This is a genomic window from Neisseria flavescens, assembly GCF_005221285.1.
Classification (GTDB): domain Bacteria; phylum Pseudomonadota; class Gammaproteobacteria; order Burkholderiales; family Neisseriaceae; genus Neisseria; species Neisseria flavescens.
Genome location: NZ_CP039886.1, coordinates 535,075 through 550,464, shown reverse-complemented (window position 1 = coordinate 550,464; position 15,390 = coordinate 535,075). Strand labels below are relative to the sequence as shown.

Below are 15,390 nucleotides of genomic sequence, written 5' to 3'. Positions count from 1 at the left end.
GGTTTGGATTTTCAGGGCGGCAAATACCGCCCTTTTATTTTTTTCTAAAAGAGAAGCAAATTCCGTAACAACAAAGACCGCTAAAAATCCAAATAAAAAGGCCGTCTGAAACCCTGTGTCAGAAATCCTAGATTTCATTTCACACCGTTTCAGACGGCCTGATTTAATACGCTTCTACTTAAAACGATACTTTCAAACTGCCGTAGAAGGCACGGCCATGCTCGTTGTAAGTTTGTGCGCCGGCAGTTGTGCGGTACAGTTTTTTGTCAAACAGATTGCTGATACCGCCACGGACGGCCACGCGTTTGTTCCAGTTGTAGCCTGCATTGATGCCCCAAATGCCGTAAGAGCCGACTTGCGTTTGGTTATGTTCGGAAGTTAAAGGCGTGATACCTGCACGTGGATTACCGTCTCGTTCCAGTCTATTGATCGCCACGCCACGCGGTTTAGTGCGGCCGTAGTGGGTAAAGGTCAGATTGGCATCGAAGTGTTCGTTCGGCGTCCAAGACAATGTGCTGTTGATGGTGTGTTTCGGCACCAAAGACAATGGATTACCTTGATAATCTTCGGATTTGTGCATGTAAGTGAAATTGTTGCTCCACTTGAGTGTGTCATGCAACGGAATCACCAAGTTGCCTTCGATACCCGAAATAGTCGCTTTCGGCGTATTTTCCCATTGCAGGAGCCAGTTACCGATATTGCTGGTGGCAATAAGCTGGTCGCCGATCACGATTTTATTGCGGTACGCATTATGGAAATAAGTCGCCGAAGCCTGCCAGCTGTTTTTGTTGAACTCAAGGCCAATCTCTTTATTAATGCTGGTTTCAGGTTTCAAATTGCTGTTGCCCATGTAGAAACAGCTGACATTGTTCGGCGCATTGAGCGGACAGCCCTGACCGCGTGTGTACAGGATAAAGTCAGAACTAGCTTGATACAAATTTGGTGCTTTATACGCACGGGCAATACCGCCTTTAACCAACCAGTTTTCGCCGATTTGATGCGAGAAGTTCAAAGCCGGACTCCAGTTGCTGCCGCTGGCACTGTTGTGGTCGAAACGGATGGCCGGAATCAGGTGGGTTTTGTCGGTCAACGAAATATTGTCTTCAACGTAGGCCGCCCAGTTGCGTTGTGAAGTTTTACCGCTACGATGTTCCGACACGCCCGAGAAGATGTTCACAACCTTGCGTGGTGGCTTACCGGGAATAGTATCTGTCAGACTTTGCGAGTTAGATGTAGGATCGTCCAATTTACTGTCAGTAAATTCCGCACCAACCGTCAATACATTATCGACACCAAGTTTAAACGGAATATTCGCTTCGCTGCTGAAACGCAGGTTTTTCAGACGGCTTTGGACAAAATCCAAGCCTGTATAGCTGCCTTCCGGACCGCCGGCCAAACCTTCAGGCAAGTGGCTGTTGACTGTACGCTCATAACTGATCACGTTTTTGGTATCGCCCCATTCCCATGCGCCATCATGCGTTAAAGAATAAGCGGAACGGTATAAGCGGGCAGTTTCAGCCTTGCTGTCGGCCAGAGAATTAACCAAAGCAGAACGCGGATTGCTGTTTTGCGTATCGCCGTTGTAGATATTGCCCTGACGGCTGTAACTGCTGTCCAAAATCAGCGTTTGCGCTGGGCTGATTTTCCATTGCAGACGGCCTGCAATGTCTTTATTGCGTACGCCTTCGACACCGGCCGCGCTGTCATTGCCGTGTCCGGCATTAATATCGGCAGCATCTGCATCCGTTTTATTCAGATTGCCGTAAATGCGGAAGCCCAAAGTATCTTGAATAATCGGGCCGCTCAAATTAAAGCCGATACGGCGGGTTGCGCCCTCTTTGCTGTCTTGCGGCTGATTGGCATACAGATTGACTTGGCCTTTAAATTCTTTAGACACTTTTTTGGTAACAATATTGACCACGCCGCCCATCGCGCCGGAGCCGTAACGGGTCGCCGCCGGACCGCGCAAGACGGTAATAGATTCAATCTCTTCAACCGGCACCCAGTTGCTGTCGCCACGCGTATTGCGTTCACCGCGCATACTGATACGCTCAGACTGGCGCGAGTTAACCGGCTTGCCGTCAATCAAAATCAAAGTATTTTCAGGACCCATACCGCGCAAGTCGATTTGGCGTTTGTTGCCACGCTGACCTGTTGCCGTATTGCCGGTCAGGTTGACCCCCGGCATGGTGCGGACAAATTCGGAAATATCATTGGCTGCAGGGCGTTTGTCGATGTCGTCTTTAGAAATACGCGATACCCCGAGCGATTGTTGCAACTGCTTCTCGGCAGTAACGTAAACGGTATCGACTTCAGCCTGCTCAACGGCTTTCTCTTCAGCTGCGTGTGAGAATGCACTAATTAACGCCAAGGGCAAAATGGCGAGTGTGAATGTTTTCATTGCATCGTTTCTCTTGGTTTTATTTGTTTAAAATAAAATGAAAATCGTTTTGGATTTTAAATAAACTTAACAGAATTTTCAATGAAATTAAGAGTGATTTACAATTAATATTTAAATTTTGTTAATAGAATTAACAAAATACCAAACAACTAAAAAGGCCGTCTGAAACAGCATGAAACGAAATCCGAGATTCCTATCATACCGTTCAGACGGCCTTATTCAATTTTTAATTATTTGCCTGCTGCTTTTTGCAGAATAGCATACAATTCGTCTTTGAGTTTGAGTTTGGCTTTTTTCAGCTCTTCAATCTCTTCGGAACCGCTGGTAACAGGGTTGTTAACCAAACCGGTGATTTTATCGTCCAGCTCATTGTGCTCGTCAAACAAACGGGCAAAGTGTGTATCTTCTTGTTTCAGTTTAGAAATCAAATCGCGATATTCTGGAAACATTTTGTTTTCCTCTCTTGTTAATTAAATAAAAAAGTACTGCTGTCAAAAACCAAGACGAATCAATCTTTAGCTTCATTATAACAAACACGGGCGTTTTATCCAGTCTTTTTTAAGTCGAAACTGTTTTACATCAAAATTAATAATATCAACATAAGTTAGCGCCAAAATAGAAAGAAACGGCTTTATAGACGGCTTGCCGACTTGGGCATACAATCAGGCTTATGCGTTTACACAATGGCCAAACCACCCTATTCCGTCATATCAACGGCATGGACGGACAATTTATCCTGCTTGAGAACCATCCTTCATGGATGCCGGTCAATGATGCCGATTTCAACCATGCCGCGCCCCTGCCCGACGGTTTGGCCGTACACGAAGAATCGTTTTATCCATTTGAAAAAATAGATGCCGCCGAATCGGCAGACAATATCAAAATCTTCAGCGAAGAAGCACTACGGCTGGAGAAAGAGCGATTAAATGCGGTAGCCTTGGTAGAACTGGCAAAAAATCTTAAGGCCGCCCAAGCCGAAGCCGATTTAGCCGCACTTCTGGATAAAATGGATTTTCATTTAAAACAAGATGATATTTTCAAATAAACCCTTCAATCACAGGCCATCTGAAACCAAACACCCGACACAATTGTTGACAATGCAAGAAAAATAGTTCATCTTGAACCAATCCGCAGCATCCATCCTAATATTTTCAGCCCATCACAAAGGAATCGAGAACATGTTTTCAAAAAGCGTTACCCTCGCACAATATGACCCCGATTTGGCAGCAGCCATCGCCCAAGAAGACAAGCGCCAGCAAGACCACGTCGAGCTGATCGCCTCTGAAAACTACGTCAGCTGCGCCGTTATGGAGGCCCAAGGTTCGCAATTGACCAACAAATACGCCGAAGGCTATCCCGGCAAACGCTACTACGGCGGCTGCGAATACGTTGATATTGTTGAACAATTGGCGATTGACCGCGTAAAAGAACTGTTTGGCGCCGCTTATGCCAACGTTCAACCGCACTCCGGTTCCCAAGCCAACCAAGCCGTGTACGCTTCTGTTTTGAAACCGGGCGACACCATTTTGGGTATGTCTCTGGCACACGGCGGCCACCTGACCCACGGCGCAAGCGTTAATATCTCCGGCAAACTCTACAACGCCGTTACTTATGGTTTGGACGAAAACGAAGTGCTCGATTATGCCGAAGTAGAACGCTTGGCTCTTGAACACAAACCCAAAATGATTGTGGCCGGCGCATCTGCCTACGCGCTGCAAATCGACTGGGCAAAATTCCGCGAAATCGCCGACAAAGTAGGCGCATACCTCTTTGTCGACATGGCGCACTATGCCGGTCTGATTGCCGGCGGCGAATATCCTAACCCGGTGCCATTCTGCGACTTCGTCACCACCACCACCCATAAAACCCTGCGCGGCCCTCGCGGCGGTGTGATTTTGTGCCGTGACAATACCCACGAAAAAGCGCTGAACTCTTCCATCTTCCCAAGCCTGCAAGGCGGCCCGTTGATGCACGTTATCGCTGCCAAAGCCGTAGCGTTTAAAGAAGCGTTGCAACCTGAGTTCAAACAATACGCAAAACAAGTGAAAATCAATGCTGCCGCCATGGCGGAAGAGCTGGTTAAACGCGGTTTGCGCATCGTTTCCGGCCGTACTGAAAGCCACGTTTTCCTCGTTGACCTGCAACCGATGAAAATTACCGGCAAAGCCGCCGAAGCCGCTTTGGGCAAAGCTCACATCACCGTCAACAAAAACGCTATTCCGAATGATCCGGAAAAACCATTCGTTACCTCCGGCATCCGCATCGGCTCCGCCGCTATGACCACACGCGGCTTTAACGAAGCCGACGCACGCGTATTGGCGAACTTGGTTGCCGACGTATTGGCCAACCCTGAAGACGAAGCCAACCTCGCCAAAGTCCGCGAACAAGTGACTGCTTTGTGCAATAAATACCCCGTTTACGGCGCATAAGCATTTCCGACTTGGATAAAATAACAGGCCGTCTGAATGTTCAGACGGCCTTTTTTTATTTCAACTTTTCTTTTAAATTTCAAAACTGTTTGCTTCGCTGACTTTGCCTATCATGCCTGCCGCGACAGTATGGTTGGTGGCTTCATCAATCAAAATAAACGCGCCTTGTGCATGGTTGTCTTCGTATGCGGCAACGGCAAGCGGCTGCTGGGTTTTGAAGCTGACGCTGCCGATATCGTTGAGCTTGAGCGTTTCTGCGGATTCAGCAGCACGGTTAAGCTTGTCCATTTCTCGTGATTTCTCAAACTGACTGCTACTTTAAACAGGCCGTCTGAAAATGGGAAAGAATGTTTGGTTGTTAAAAAAGCTGTTTTCGTTATATCACAAAGCTATGGGATGTTGCCTCACGCCATCCGTTTTCTCCGGGTCGCCAACCAACACACAATTGATCCTAAGCACACCATTCCTGCACCCTGCCAAAACGTCATGGACAACGGCGCGCTAATCACAAACGATGACACCACCGCAGACAATACCGGAATGAAATAAGATGCACCTGCCAATACGGTCAGGTTGCCGCGCGAAATACCGATATTCCACACTGCATAGCCCAAACCCATGCAAGCTGCGGCGGCAACGGCATAGCCGACCGATACGGAATCAAAATTCAACGTATTCGCGCCGCTGAGAAAGTATTCGATCCACAGCAGTATTGACACCAGCGCAAAGAAGAAGCCAACGCTGCTGCTCTCTGCTTTCACGCGCGCCGTCAGCGTACAATATGCCGCCCAAAGTACGGCATCTACAAATGCCATGATATAGCCGCCGGGATTGGTGCGGACATTGTGGTAGATGCCGGAAATCGACAAGCCGACATCGCCGCCAAGTACAGTGGCAATCCCAAAAAACGACAGCACAAAGCCGATGACTATCCACCATTTTGACGGCTGTTTGTTGAAATATACCGCTCCGACGATGGTAAACGTCGGCCACAAATAATTCACCATACCGATTTCCACCGCCTGTCTTGCGTTTTGCGCAAAACCGACCGAGAGCGACAAACACAGTTCGCAGCCGACAAAAAATACGCTCGCCCAAAACAGATAGCTGCGTTTGTAATTGCGCAAATGCGGTCGACCGAAAATCAGCCAAATCAATACGGTGGACAAGGTGTACATCATTGCCGCGCCGCCCACTGCCCCCATATGCAGGCTCAAAGAGCGTATCAGGGAAATGACGAAGCTCCATAAGGCAACGGCAAGCAGCCCGATGGCAGTGGCTTGTTTGGATGAAATGTTTTGAGATAAGAAATGAATCATGGCGTATGTGTTGAAGATGGTTTTATTGGGTTTATCGTAGTTTGAATATATCGTTTCTACATTAATTATTTTAACGGTTTCAAGGCCGTCTGAAAATGATTGTTTCAGACGGCCTTCTATTTGCAATTAGTCCTAAATATGACTATAATCCACATCCGATTAGTCAATATCGAGACCAATTTATGAATCAGCTCGACCAACTCGGTATGCGCATCAGCCATATAGACAGCGCATTCGACCAATGGATTAAACAGCAAAACACCAACTACAATACCTTTGCCGTTCTCTACACCTTAGCCACCGAAGGCAACCGCACTCAAAAATACATAGGCGAAGAATGGAGCCTACCCAAGCAAACCGTTTCGGGCACATGCAAAACGCTGGCGGAACAAGGCTTGCTGACATTTCACGAAAGCGAACAAGACAAACGCGAACGCTTATTGTCGCTGACCGAGCAAGGCAAGAAATCTGCCGCACCATTGGTGCAAAATATGCAGGAATTCAGCAAACGAATTTTTACCGCCTTCGGTGAAAAACGTGCAGCCCGACTGTTTGCCGATTTGGACGCGTTGGCCGAATTAATGGCGCAAACCCTCAATACTAAATAAGGAGGGCAACCATGTGGAAAATGTTGAAACACATCGGTCAAACACACCGCCGCAAACTCATCACAACCTTCTCTCTCGTCGGCTTGGATAATCTGCTCTTGCTGGTATATCCCGTGTTTGGCGGCTGGGCGATTAATGCCGTTATAGAAGGCAAAGTCTGGCAGGCGATGTTGTATGGTGTGGTGGTTTTATTAATGTGGGTAATCGGCGCCGCCCGCCGAGCAGCAGATACGCGTACGTTTACCCAAATCTATACTGAAATCGCCGTCCCGGTCGTTTTGGAACAGCGCAAACGAGAAATACCGCATTCCGCCATTACCGCACGCGTTGCCCTATCGCGTGAGTTTGTCAGTTTTTTTGAAGAACACCTACCCATCGCTGCTACTTCTTTGGTCTCCATCTTCGGTGCATGTATGATGTTGCTGATATTGGAATTTTGGGTGGGCGTATTGGCTGTCGCGATACTTGCCCTGTTTTTATGGTTGCTGCCGCGTTTTGCCGCCATCAGCGAAAACCTATATTTCCATTTAAACAACCGGCTTGAACGCGACAACCACCTTATCCGCGACGGCAACGAGCATCAGCTCTACCGCCACTATGGCTGGGTTGCCAAACTACGCGTGCTGATTTCCAACCGCGAAGCCTTAGGCTATCTCAGTATCGGCATGGCGATGAGCGTATTGTTCGGCTTCGCCTTTATACACATGACGCTTAAAGGCTATGGCAGCGCCGGCCATATCTATTCCGTCAGCACTTATTTATGGATGTTTGCAATGAGCTTGGACGATGTACCGCGCTTGGTCGAACAATACTCCAATCTAAAAGATATCGGACAACGCATTGAACTCTCGGAAGAAAACAATCTTTCCAAGGCCGTCTGAAACCTTAACACACTATCAGGACATATTATGAGTTGGTTTTATTTAATCTTAGCCGGTATGCTGGAAATCGGCTGGCCATTGGGCTTGAAACTGGCACAACAGGAAGGCTACCGCTGGCATGGCTTTGCTGCCGCGCTTGCCTGCATCGTCGGCAGCGGATACTTCCTTTACCTTGCCCAAAAAAGTATTCCGATGGGTACAGCCTACGCCGTCTGGACAGGCATAGGCGCCGCAGGGGCATTTTTAGTGGGCGTTGTATTTTTCAACGATGCCGCCAACATCGGCCGCTGGCTCGGCGCATTTCTCATCATCTCCGGTGTCGTAGTGATGAAACTTTCCAGCGGAAACTGAAAATCTCGTTTCTATCCAATCCAAGGCCGTCTGAAAGCTGAATTTCAGACGGCCTTTTTAAAGAGCCTGCTCGGATTGTTATCAATTTACCCGGTTTTGCATTATAATTGTGCAAATCTGACTCACTCGAAAGAAAATAAATTGGAAGGATTACAACAACTTGTAGATTTATTGGTGGGTTTTGTCGATTGGATATTGAAATTACTGGCATTCTTGTTTTAAACTACGTTTCATTCTTTTATACATTAAAGACGTATTTTCATCATGCAAACCGCGCAACGCTCTGCTACTTTCTTCTATTGGTACCACACAAACGTGCGGTACTTTTTTGCGCTTGTCTGAAACAGATCAAATTGAAAATACGCAAATTAGAGCCGCCTCATTTGAGCGGCTTTTTTTATACCTATCATGGCCGCTTAAATCCACGCATTTTCAAGAAATAAGGAATACAGCCATGACCGCTTCAACTAAAATCCACAGCCAAACCCAAATGTTACACACCTGCCGCATGGTCGTTGACAGCAACAGCCACCACAGCATGCTCAACATGCACACTTTGCCAGATTCGCCTGACAATCTCATCAGCGAAGCCCTGATTCCACAAGTGCGCACCATCGCGACTTTGATTGCCGCAGAGCGCCACGACTTCAATCAAAGCAGCCCCAGCGTTTTTACTGATGAAGCGGATTTCTTCGCAGCGCGTATTTTGGTTCTAGGCGTACGCCGTTTCCATTTGGATATTACCCTACTGCCTATGCTCAAAACCGCCAACAAACGCGCCGAAGCTTTCGCCAAACGTCATCACATGCCCTTCTCTCCCGCTGAAATGCAAATGTCCCTGCATACCCGCCGCCCTGCCAACCTGCTGATTATCGAAACCGAACACGAAATGCCTGCACTGGGCAATCTGGCTGCCAACAGTCGTGCATTTGCAGCGCAACTTTCCAATATTATTTTGTAAAACCACTTGAAAAACAGGGAAATGGTTTAATATTAGGCAAACACACCCCGCCGAAATCTCGGCAAAGACAAACCTCTCTCAGGAAAAACAATGAAAAAACTGATTGCCTTAGCCGCCCTTTCCACTTTTGCCCTCGCTGCCTGCAAAGACAATACCCAAGCGCAGCTTGAGCAGCAACAAAAACAAATCGAAGCATTGCAACAACAGTTGGCACAACAAAACGGCCAACAAGAAGACAATACGGTTTACCAGCTCACGCCCGAAGCCGTGAAAGACACCATTCCTGCCGAAGCACAAGCCAACGGCAACAACGGCCAACCGGTAACCGGTACAGACGGCCAACAATACATCTACGACCAATCCACCGGCAGCTGGCTGCTGCAAAGCTTGGTGGGTGCGGCAGCCGGTGCATTTATCGGCAACGCATTGGCCAACAAATTCACACAGGCAAGCAATCAAAACAGCCCGATTGCCCGTCAAGCCCGTACCAACTATTATCAAACCGCACGTCCAAACGGACGTACCAGCCAACAGCTGAATACACGCACCCTGCGTGCCCAACAGAAAAATGCGCAACAACAAAACGCTCAACAGCAACAGCGTTACCGCGAAACCGCGCGCCAGCCTTCCAACTACCGCCGCCCAAGCATGGGGCGGGGCTTTGGTCGCCGTCGCTGATTCGGTTTATATTCCATCTTTGATATAAACGCTCCCAATATAAAAGGCCGTCTGAAAATCAGATTTTCAGATGGCCTTGATATTGGACGGGACAAACCGATTAGGCTTGTTTGTTCCAACGTTCGATAGATTCTTTGATGACTTGTTTCGCTTCTTCTACATCGCCCCAAGATTCAACTTTAGTGGTACCTGCTTTTTTCAGGTCTTTGTAGTGGTTGAAGTGAAACTCGATTTGTTTGATCAGTTGTTGCGGCAAATCGGCCAAAGTTTTGTAGGCGTTGCCGTTGTTGCGGTCGTCGGCCGGAACGCAAACGATTTTGTCGTCCACTTCGCCGTCGTCAACGAATTTCATCACGCCGATAACGCGTGCTTCCAGGAAAATACCGGTTGCCAAAGGCTGCTCGGTCACCAGCAATACGTCCAATTCGTCGCCGTCTTCGTCCAAAGTTTGCGGAATGAAGCCGTAGTTGGTCGGTTTGGCGAAAATTGCCGGTTCAACGCGGTCGAGTTGGAACGCGGCCAGTTTACGGTTCCATTCGATTTTGTGGTTGCTGCCCGCAGGGATTTCGTTGACAACGTTGATGATGCCGCCGTCCACGTCGCCCGGGGTCAGAATTTTATTGAAGTCTGCCATGATGGTTTCCTTTGATTTTAAAGAGAGTCAAACGGCGAAAGTATAGCAAACCCAAGGCCGTCTGAAAATGTGAAACTGTCGTATTCAGACGGCCTTTTTGGCATTCAGCCTTTTGACCAGTTCTAAAATTGCGCGTTTATTGGAAGGGGAAAACACTTTTTCCGCCGCTTCTTCCGCACCAAACCAACCGTAGGCAACGTGTTCGTCCGGTTGCAGTATGATGGGCGTATCGCGCGGAATTTGGGCGGAGAAGATGTGTTCACGGTTTTCAAAAACGCCTTTGGGATAGCGATGGCGCCAGTGATGATAGATTTCATAAACGGTACTGTCGTGCCAGTTTTCCAGCTGTCCGTCTGCCAGACGGATACCGGTTTCTTCCCACACTTCGCGCCATGCGGTTTCTTCGATACACTCGCCCTCTTCCATGCTGCCGGTAACCGACTGCCAAAAACCTTGCGGCGCCGTGCGTTCAATCAGCAGGATATTGCCGTCTTTATCATGCAAAACGACCAAAGCGGAAACGGGATACTTCAGAGGCTTGCCGCTCATGACTTGTCCTTGCCGGATTGATTGGGAAGGCTGATTTTTTGTAGTAAGTAAGCCAAAAGGTTTTCCATGTATCACTCAAAAATGGGGAATTGATATTCAGACGGCCTTTGCCGGAAATCCGCAAAGGCCGTCTGAAATTATACCTGATTTAATTGCGCCAGTTTCCGAGACACCAGCTCTGCCGCTTCTTCCGGCGAATTGGCCTTCAAGCCTGCTTCGCCAAAATACGAAATTTTAGGCAAATCACACAAAAACTTATCGACGTCTTGCGCCGTCAAAAAGCGACCGTGCAAATCAAATCCGACATTTAAAGCACGCCCTTTGATTGCCGCCACCCTGTCATGTAAATGGCCGTACAAGTGATACCAGCCCTGATAGCAGCCGTCCCACTCCTGAATCGGATAGTGAAAGAGAACCAGAGTATTCTTAATTTCCGGCGATTTGAGTTTCAAATACGGCCGTATGGACGACAGCAGCGGATGGCCGTCATGCTTGGTCTGGCTGCGGAAAAAATCGGCATGCTGCCGAATCACATGATCATGATTGCCGTAAATCAAGTGATGTTGCCCGTTCAACCGCGACAAAACGCGCTCTATCTGCTTATGGTCTTGGGCAAAGGAAAAATCGCCCAAGTTGTACACCGTATCTTCAGGCGTAACGGTTTCATTCCATGTCCGGATTAAAAATTCATCCATCTGCTCCACGTTATCGAACGGTCGAAATTGCGGGCAGAATTTGGTGATGTTTTTATGTGAGAAATGTAGGTCTGATGTGAAGTAGGTTTTGCTCATGCCGTGCTCTCTGCGTTGCAAGCTTGAATCGTATCACGATCGGGCGTATGCTGAGGAATGTTTATTGTGTGCTTCAAGGAGTTTTTATGCGTTTGATTATTGCCGCGCCGGCCAACGGCGCAATATTGAAAGACGCACTCAAAGCGCATCTGCAAAACGACCCGCGTGTCAGCAGCTTGGTCGATTTATCCTCGCCAGAAGGAACCTATCCGCAACTCTCGTTTGCCGCGGCTGAAGAAGTCGCGGCAGGACGCGCCGACCGTGCGCTGTTGATTTGCGGTACCGGCGTGGGCACGGCAATCGCCGCCAATAAAGTGCGCGGCATACGGGCAGCGACGGCGCACGATTTGCTCACCCTTCGCGGCTCGGTGGAAAACTATGATGCGCAGGTTTTATGTATGGGGCAAAACGTCATCGCAGCTCCGGCCGCTTGGGCATTGGTCGATATCTGGTTGGACTTGCGTCACGACACAAACAGCGGCTATGCACCTAAAGTCGGCGAAATCGAAGCATACGAGCGCGAAAAATAAATACGCGTTGCTCCATATATTTTCAGACGGCCTTACAACTGTCTCAAAAACGCTTGAATGAACGCGATTTTATCCAATTCCGGCATAGCGTTGAACGCTTCCTGATGCTCGTGGATATAGTCAATCAAAGGATAAAATTCTTCATCAACATGGCGTTTGTCGAGTTTGCGGCCGATATTGCCCTCGTTGCTTCGTCCTAAAAACTTGGAAATCAGGTAATACGGAGATTTGAGTTTGAACAGCATTTCGCCGTTTTGGGCATCAAATACCATAAAACCTTCGTGTTCCACATTTTTCAGACGGCCTTTCAGTTCGCCGAACGTGATGTTTTTCAGCATTTCAGGACGGCGGACGCCGTATTGTTTGCCGATTTCGTCCAATTCGGCTTCGCTAAACTGACGACCTGTCGCCACGTCGATGCAGCCGATTAAGGTTTCACCCAATTCTTCGCGGATGATGTGTACGTCTTTCGCGTCTGTGATTTCAAACAAAAAAGTGTGGTTCGGATATGCGCGGAACAGGGTTTCGTATTGTGCGCAGTGTGCGGCGGTCATGTCGGCAAACGCGCTATCAAGCGAGCCGGTAGTCGAATACAGCACTTTGCCGTCAAACGCCGCGCCTTTAGATGGATGGCCGTCTGAAAGCGAGACGAAAGTACAGCAGCCGAGGAAGCCGTTTACTTTCACCACCGCGTCCACCAATCGCTCATCGCCGATTCGGATCGGGTAACGGCTGCCTTTGGCAATACGTTCCGAATAATTGAACACTTTTTTAAACGGGCGCACGATGATTCGATTATGCGCGTCGATAATCAAACCGCGCATTTCCAGCAAAGCATCATCAAAGCGGTTGTTATAGAACACGCTGCGTGCGTATTTCAACACGCGCAATTCGGGATAACGCTTGGATGCTTTGGCAGTAAAGTTACGGCTGCCGTGTTGCAGATAGTAATCGGTCACATAGGTTTGCTGCGCCTCATCAAACACCAGCGGCTTATGCTCGATAGCCTGCATCTGTTCGATTTTTTCTAACTGCTCCGCATTTGCTGGCTGCACGGCCTCGATGTGGATTTCGTTTACCACACGGTTTTGGTTCAACTTGATATACGCCGCCAACACGTCATGCTCTTTTACGCCATGCAGGTTGGGATAAAAATTGTGTAGTCGGTAGACTTCTGTTTCAAAACCGCTTTTCTCCGCCTGATCTAATAAATGACGGCAACGCGAAGCTTTTTGGTTGGTATTGGAATTAATGAGCAAAATATTTCGATTCGGATTTTGGCGTCCACGTCTCAAGGTTTCAGTCATCAAGGCATTACCGCGTTTCTGCGCCTTATCCACCGCTTCGCCCGACCAATGATACTCACCGTATTCATCGGTCATGAACAAATCGTTTTCAATACGGACGATTTCCGCATCCGGATACTGCGCTTTAAATTCGGCGGCTTTTTGTTCGGCAAACGTCGATTTTCCCGAGCCTTGATGACCGCGGATTAGGATGAATTTTTGCATAGTATTTGGTTTCCTTATTTGGGTTTTCAGACGACGTTTGGTAGAAAAGCTATCTGAAACTGTAAGTTTTTTGTTTTTCTGTGTGTAAAGTTATGTTGGGTCGGATATAATAACGTCCTAGTTATTTACTAAGTTCAGGATTTAAGATGAAGGTTTTTTTTCAAAAATATAGCCTGCCGCTATTAATAATAGTATTTTCTTTAGTATCAAACTTTGGATTAGGATATTTAGTAAGTGCCTATACGCTTGCAATGTTCTTTTTCTGGTATGGTCTATTTCTTTTAAATAAAAAACTATTTAGCATTTTGTTTTTAATAAATCTAATTGTATGTGTTTTATTTGCTCCAATTGCTTATTTATATGGCCGTATCAATATCGGTTTAATCGCATCTTTGTTTGAAACCAATCTCCATGAATTTACTGAATTTATTAATTTGATTACATGGAAAGCATGGATTACAAGTTTGCTAGTTTTTATAAGCGGGTTTAGTGTACTTTATACAGGTAGGAGAATAACTAAAAACTATAGTTTTCCGAAACATAAATATATTGTAATTGTTTTTTTCAGTGTTTTTTTACTATTTACTTTACATAAACCAACAACGAATACATTAAAAAGACATCAACCATTTAAGTTAGTTAACACAGAGGTTGGGAATATTAATTTTTATTTCAGAATATTACAGGCATTAGATCAATATTATGATGAGAGAATCCAGTCGAAGCAAATTCTTTCAGATAAACCTGTTTGGGAAATTATAAGTTCTCGCCCCAAATATCAAAATTATGTATTAGTTATTGGTGAAAGTATGAGGGCAGATTATACGTCTTTATATGGTTTCCCAATTGATACAACTCCTTATTTACGAAAATCTAATGGATTAGCTCTAGATGAGTTTATAGCTCCTGCTCCTAATACTCAAACGTCTTTAACTCGCATGCTTCATCTTACCCAAGATGATATAGTAAGTTACCCCAATAATATTATTTCGCTTGCTAACGCGGCAGGATTTAAAACCTACTGGCTATCCACCCAGCCAACTTCTGATGATGCAGATACCGCAGCAGCCCGAGTAGGTATTCAGGCAGATTATTCACATTTCTATGATCCTAATTCATCTAGAGATGGGAAAAATAGTATCAGTGACTTTACATTATTGGATGGATTGGCAGAGCAGTTAAAACAGATGAAAAATACACAAAATTCATTGTTTGTATTGCATATAAATGGTTCTCATCCAGATTTTTGTAAGCGTTTGATACAGCCTGTGTCAAAAAGGTTTAAAAGTGAAAAGATGTCGTGTTATCTGGAGACGCTAAAACAAACTGATCAATTGTTGCAACGTCTTGAAGCAGAAATAAAACCCTACGGTAGCTATTCGATAATGTATTTATCTGATCATGGTTTGGCTCATATAGATAAGAATACCGACCATGTCAGTTTATCGAACTCTGCGAAAGATAAGCAAGCTTATCATGTTCCATTTATTAGAATTTCAAGTGATGACATGCAACAGGTACACTTAAAAGCAAGGAGAAGCGGATTTGATTTTATTTATGCTTTTTCAGAATGGCTTGGTATCGATGAAAAAAAACTGAAACTGCCATACCGTTTCTTTTCGGAGGATAAGGTTGATTCCATAAAAATATTTAATTGGGAAGAGGTTGTTCCTTACGAAACCTTGGATAACGATCCAGCATTACAACCATAGTTTTTAAATTGAAGAGACATGGCCGTCTGAAATAT

16 protein-coding genes and 1 pseudogene are annotated in these 15,390 nt (G+C 46.5%); 9 read left to right on the top strand and 8 right to left on the bottom strand.

What is annotated here, in order from left to right; genetic code table 11:
- Positions 1-178: 178 nt before the first annotated feature.
- Together FAH67_RS02920 and FAH67_RS02915 are read right to left on the bottom strand one after the other, a co-directional pair.
- Entirely contained in the window at positions 179-2,401 is a 2,223-nt protein-coding gene (locus FAH67_RS02920) for a FepA family TonB-dependent siderophore receptor (protein WP_003678608.1), read from the bottom strand.
- Between the two features lie 230 nt (positions 2,402-2,631).
- On the bottom strand, positions 2,632-2,850 hold the full coding sequence (locus tag FAH67_RS02915) for an HP1242/YdcH family protein (protein WP_003678609.1): 219 nt from the start codon (positions 2,848-2,850) through the stop codon (positions 2,632-2,634).
- 221 nt (positions 2,851-3,071) lie between these two features.
- On the opposite strand from FAH67_RS02915, the gene FAH67_RS02910 reads away from it, so the two are divergent.
- Both FAH67_RS02910 and glyA read left to right on the top strand, forming a co-directional pair.
- Positions 3,072-3,446: a hypothetical protein gene (locus FAH67_RS02910; protein WP_003678612.1), complete on the top strand. Its 375-nt coding sequence runs from the start codon at positions 3,072-3,074 to the stop codon at positions 3,444-3,446.
- Positions 3,447-3,579: 133 nt separating this feature from the next.
- Positions 3,580-4,830 carry a serine hydroxymethyltransferase gene (glyA, locus tag FAH67_RS02905; RefSeq protein ID WP_003678615.1) on the top strand — a complete coding sequence of 417 codons (1,251 nt, stop codon included), beginning with the start codon at positions 3,580-3,582 and terminating at the stop codon, positions 4,828-4,830.
- A gap of 72 nt (positions 4,831-4,902) precedes the next feature.
- On the opposite strand, the pseudogene FAH67_RS02900 reads toward glyA, so the two are convergent.
- Together FAH67_RS02900 and yddG are read right to left on the bottom strand one after the other, a co-directional pair.
- A pseudogene (locus FAH67_RS02900) lies at positions 4,903-5,097 on the bottom strand (elongation factor 1-alpha C-terminal domain-related protein); the annotation flags it as partial.
- 137 nt (positions 5,098-5,234) lie between these two features.
- Positions 5,235-6,149, bottom strand: a complete 915-nt coding sequence (gene yddG / locus FAH67_RS02895) for an aromatic amino acid DMT transporter YddG (protein WP_039863448.1) — start codon at positions 6,147-6,149, stop codon at positions 5,235-5,237.
- A gap of 182 nt (positions 6,150-6,331) precedes the next feature.
- On the opposite strand from yddG, the gene FAH67_RS02890 reads away from it, so the two are divergent.
- From FAH67_RS02890 to FAH67_RS02870, 5 genes are all read left to right on the top strand, one after another.
- Entirely contained in the window at positions 6,332-6,757 is a 426-nt protein-coding gene (locus FAH67_RS02890) for a MarR family winged helix-turn-helix transcriptional regulator (protein WP_003678621.1), read from the top strand.
- Between the two features lie 11 nt (positions 6,758-6,768).
- On the top strand, positions 6,769-7,638 hold the full coding sequence (locus tag FAH67_RS02885) for an ABC transporter six-transmembrane domain-containing protein (protein ID WP_003678623.1): 870 nt from the start codon (positions 6,769-6,771) through the stop codon (positions 7,636-7,638).
- 27 nt (positions 7,639-7,665) lie between these two features.
- Complete coding sequence (locus FAH67_RS02880) at positions 7,666-7,989, top strand: DMT family transporter (protein ID WP_003678624.1); 324 nt, start codon at positions 7,666-7,668, stop codon at positions 7,987-7,989.
- A gap of 454 nt (positions 7,990-8,443) precedes the next feature.
- The gene (locus FAH67_RS02875; RefSeq protein ID WP_039863445.1) at positions 8,444-8,950 is read left to right on the top strand and encodes a hypothetical protein; all 507 of its coding nucleotides are present in this window, start codon (positions 8,444-8,446) and stop codon (positions 8,948-8,950) included.
- Between the two features lie 90 nt (positions 8,951-9,040).
- Positions 9,041-9,628, top strand: a complete 588-nt coding sequence (locus FAH67_RS02870; RefSeq protein ID WP_003678632.1) for a hypothetical protein — start codon at positions 9,041-9,043, stop codon at positions 9,626-9,628.
- 100 nt (positions 9,629-9,728) lie between these two features.
- Here the strand turns inward: FAH67_RS02870 and FAH67_RS02865 are convergent, their stop codons facing one another.
- The 3 genes from FAH67_RS02865 to FAH67_RS02850 form a co-directional block, all read right to left on the bottom strand.
- Positions 9,729-10,262 carry an inorganic diphosphatase gene (locus FAH67_RS02865; protein WP_003678634.1) on the bottom strand — a complete coding sequence of 178 codons (534 nt, stop codon included), beginning with the start codon at positions 10,260-10,262 and terminating at the stop codon, positions 9,729-9,731.
- 84 nt (positions 10,263-10,346) lie between these two features.
- Entirely contained in the window at positions 10,347-10,811 is a 465-nt protein-coding gene (nudB, locus tag FAH67_RS02860; RefSeq protein WP_003678636.1) for a dihydroneopterin triphosphate diphosphatase, read from the bottom strand.
- Positions 10,812-10,948: 137 nt separating this feature from the next.
- A complete protein-coding gene (locus tag FAH67_RS02850) occupies positions 10,949-11,602 on the bottom strand; it encodes a metallophosphoesterase (RefSeq protein WP_003678641.1) in 654 nt (217 codons plus the stop codon).
- Positions 11,603-11,688: 86 nt separating this feature from the next.
- Here FAH67_RS02850 and FAH67_RS02845 point away from each other — a divergent pair, with 86 nt between their 5' ends.
- Positions 11,689-12,132 (top strand): RpiB/LacA/LacB family sugar-phosphate isomerase, encoded by a 444-nt coding sequence (locus FAH67_RS02845; protein ID WP_039863446.1) that lies wholly within the window; start codon positions 11,689-11,691, stop codon positions 12,130-12,132.
- A 32-nt stretch (positions 12,133-12,164) separates the two neighbouring features.
- On the opposite strand, the gene FAH67_RS02840 is transcribed toward FAH67_RS02845, so the two are convergent.
- Positions 12,165-13,643 carry an RNA ligase gene (locus FAH67_RS02840; RefSeq protein WP_003678644.1) on the bottom strand — a complete coding sequence of 493 codons (1,479 nt, stop codon included), beginning with the start codon at positions 13,641-13,643 and terminating at the stop codon, positions 12,165-12,167.
- A gap of 146 nt (positions 13,644-13,789) precedes the next feature.
- Between FAH67_RS02840 and FAH67_RS02835 the strand changes: the two genes are divergently transcribed.
- Entirely contained in the window at positions 13,790-15,355 is a 1,566-nt protein-coding gene (locus tag FAH67_RS02835; RefSeq protein ID WP_244284782.1) for a sulfatase-like hydrolase/transferase, read from the top strand.
- The last annotated feature ends 35 nt before the right edge of the window (positions 15,356-15,390 follow it).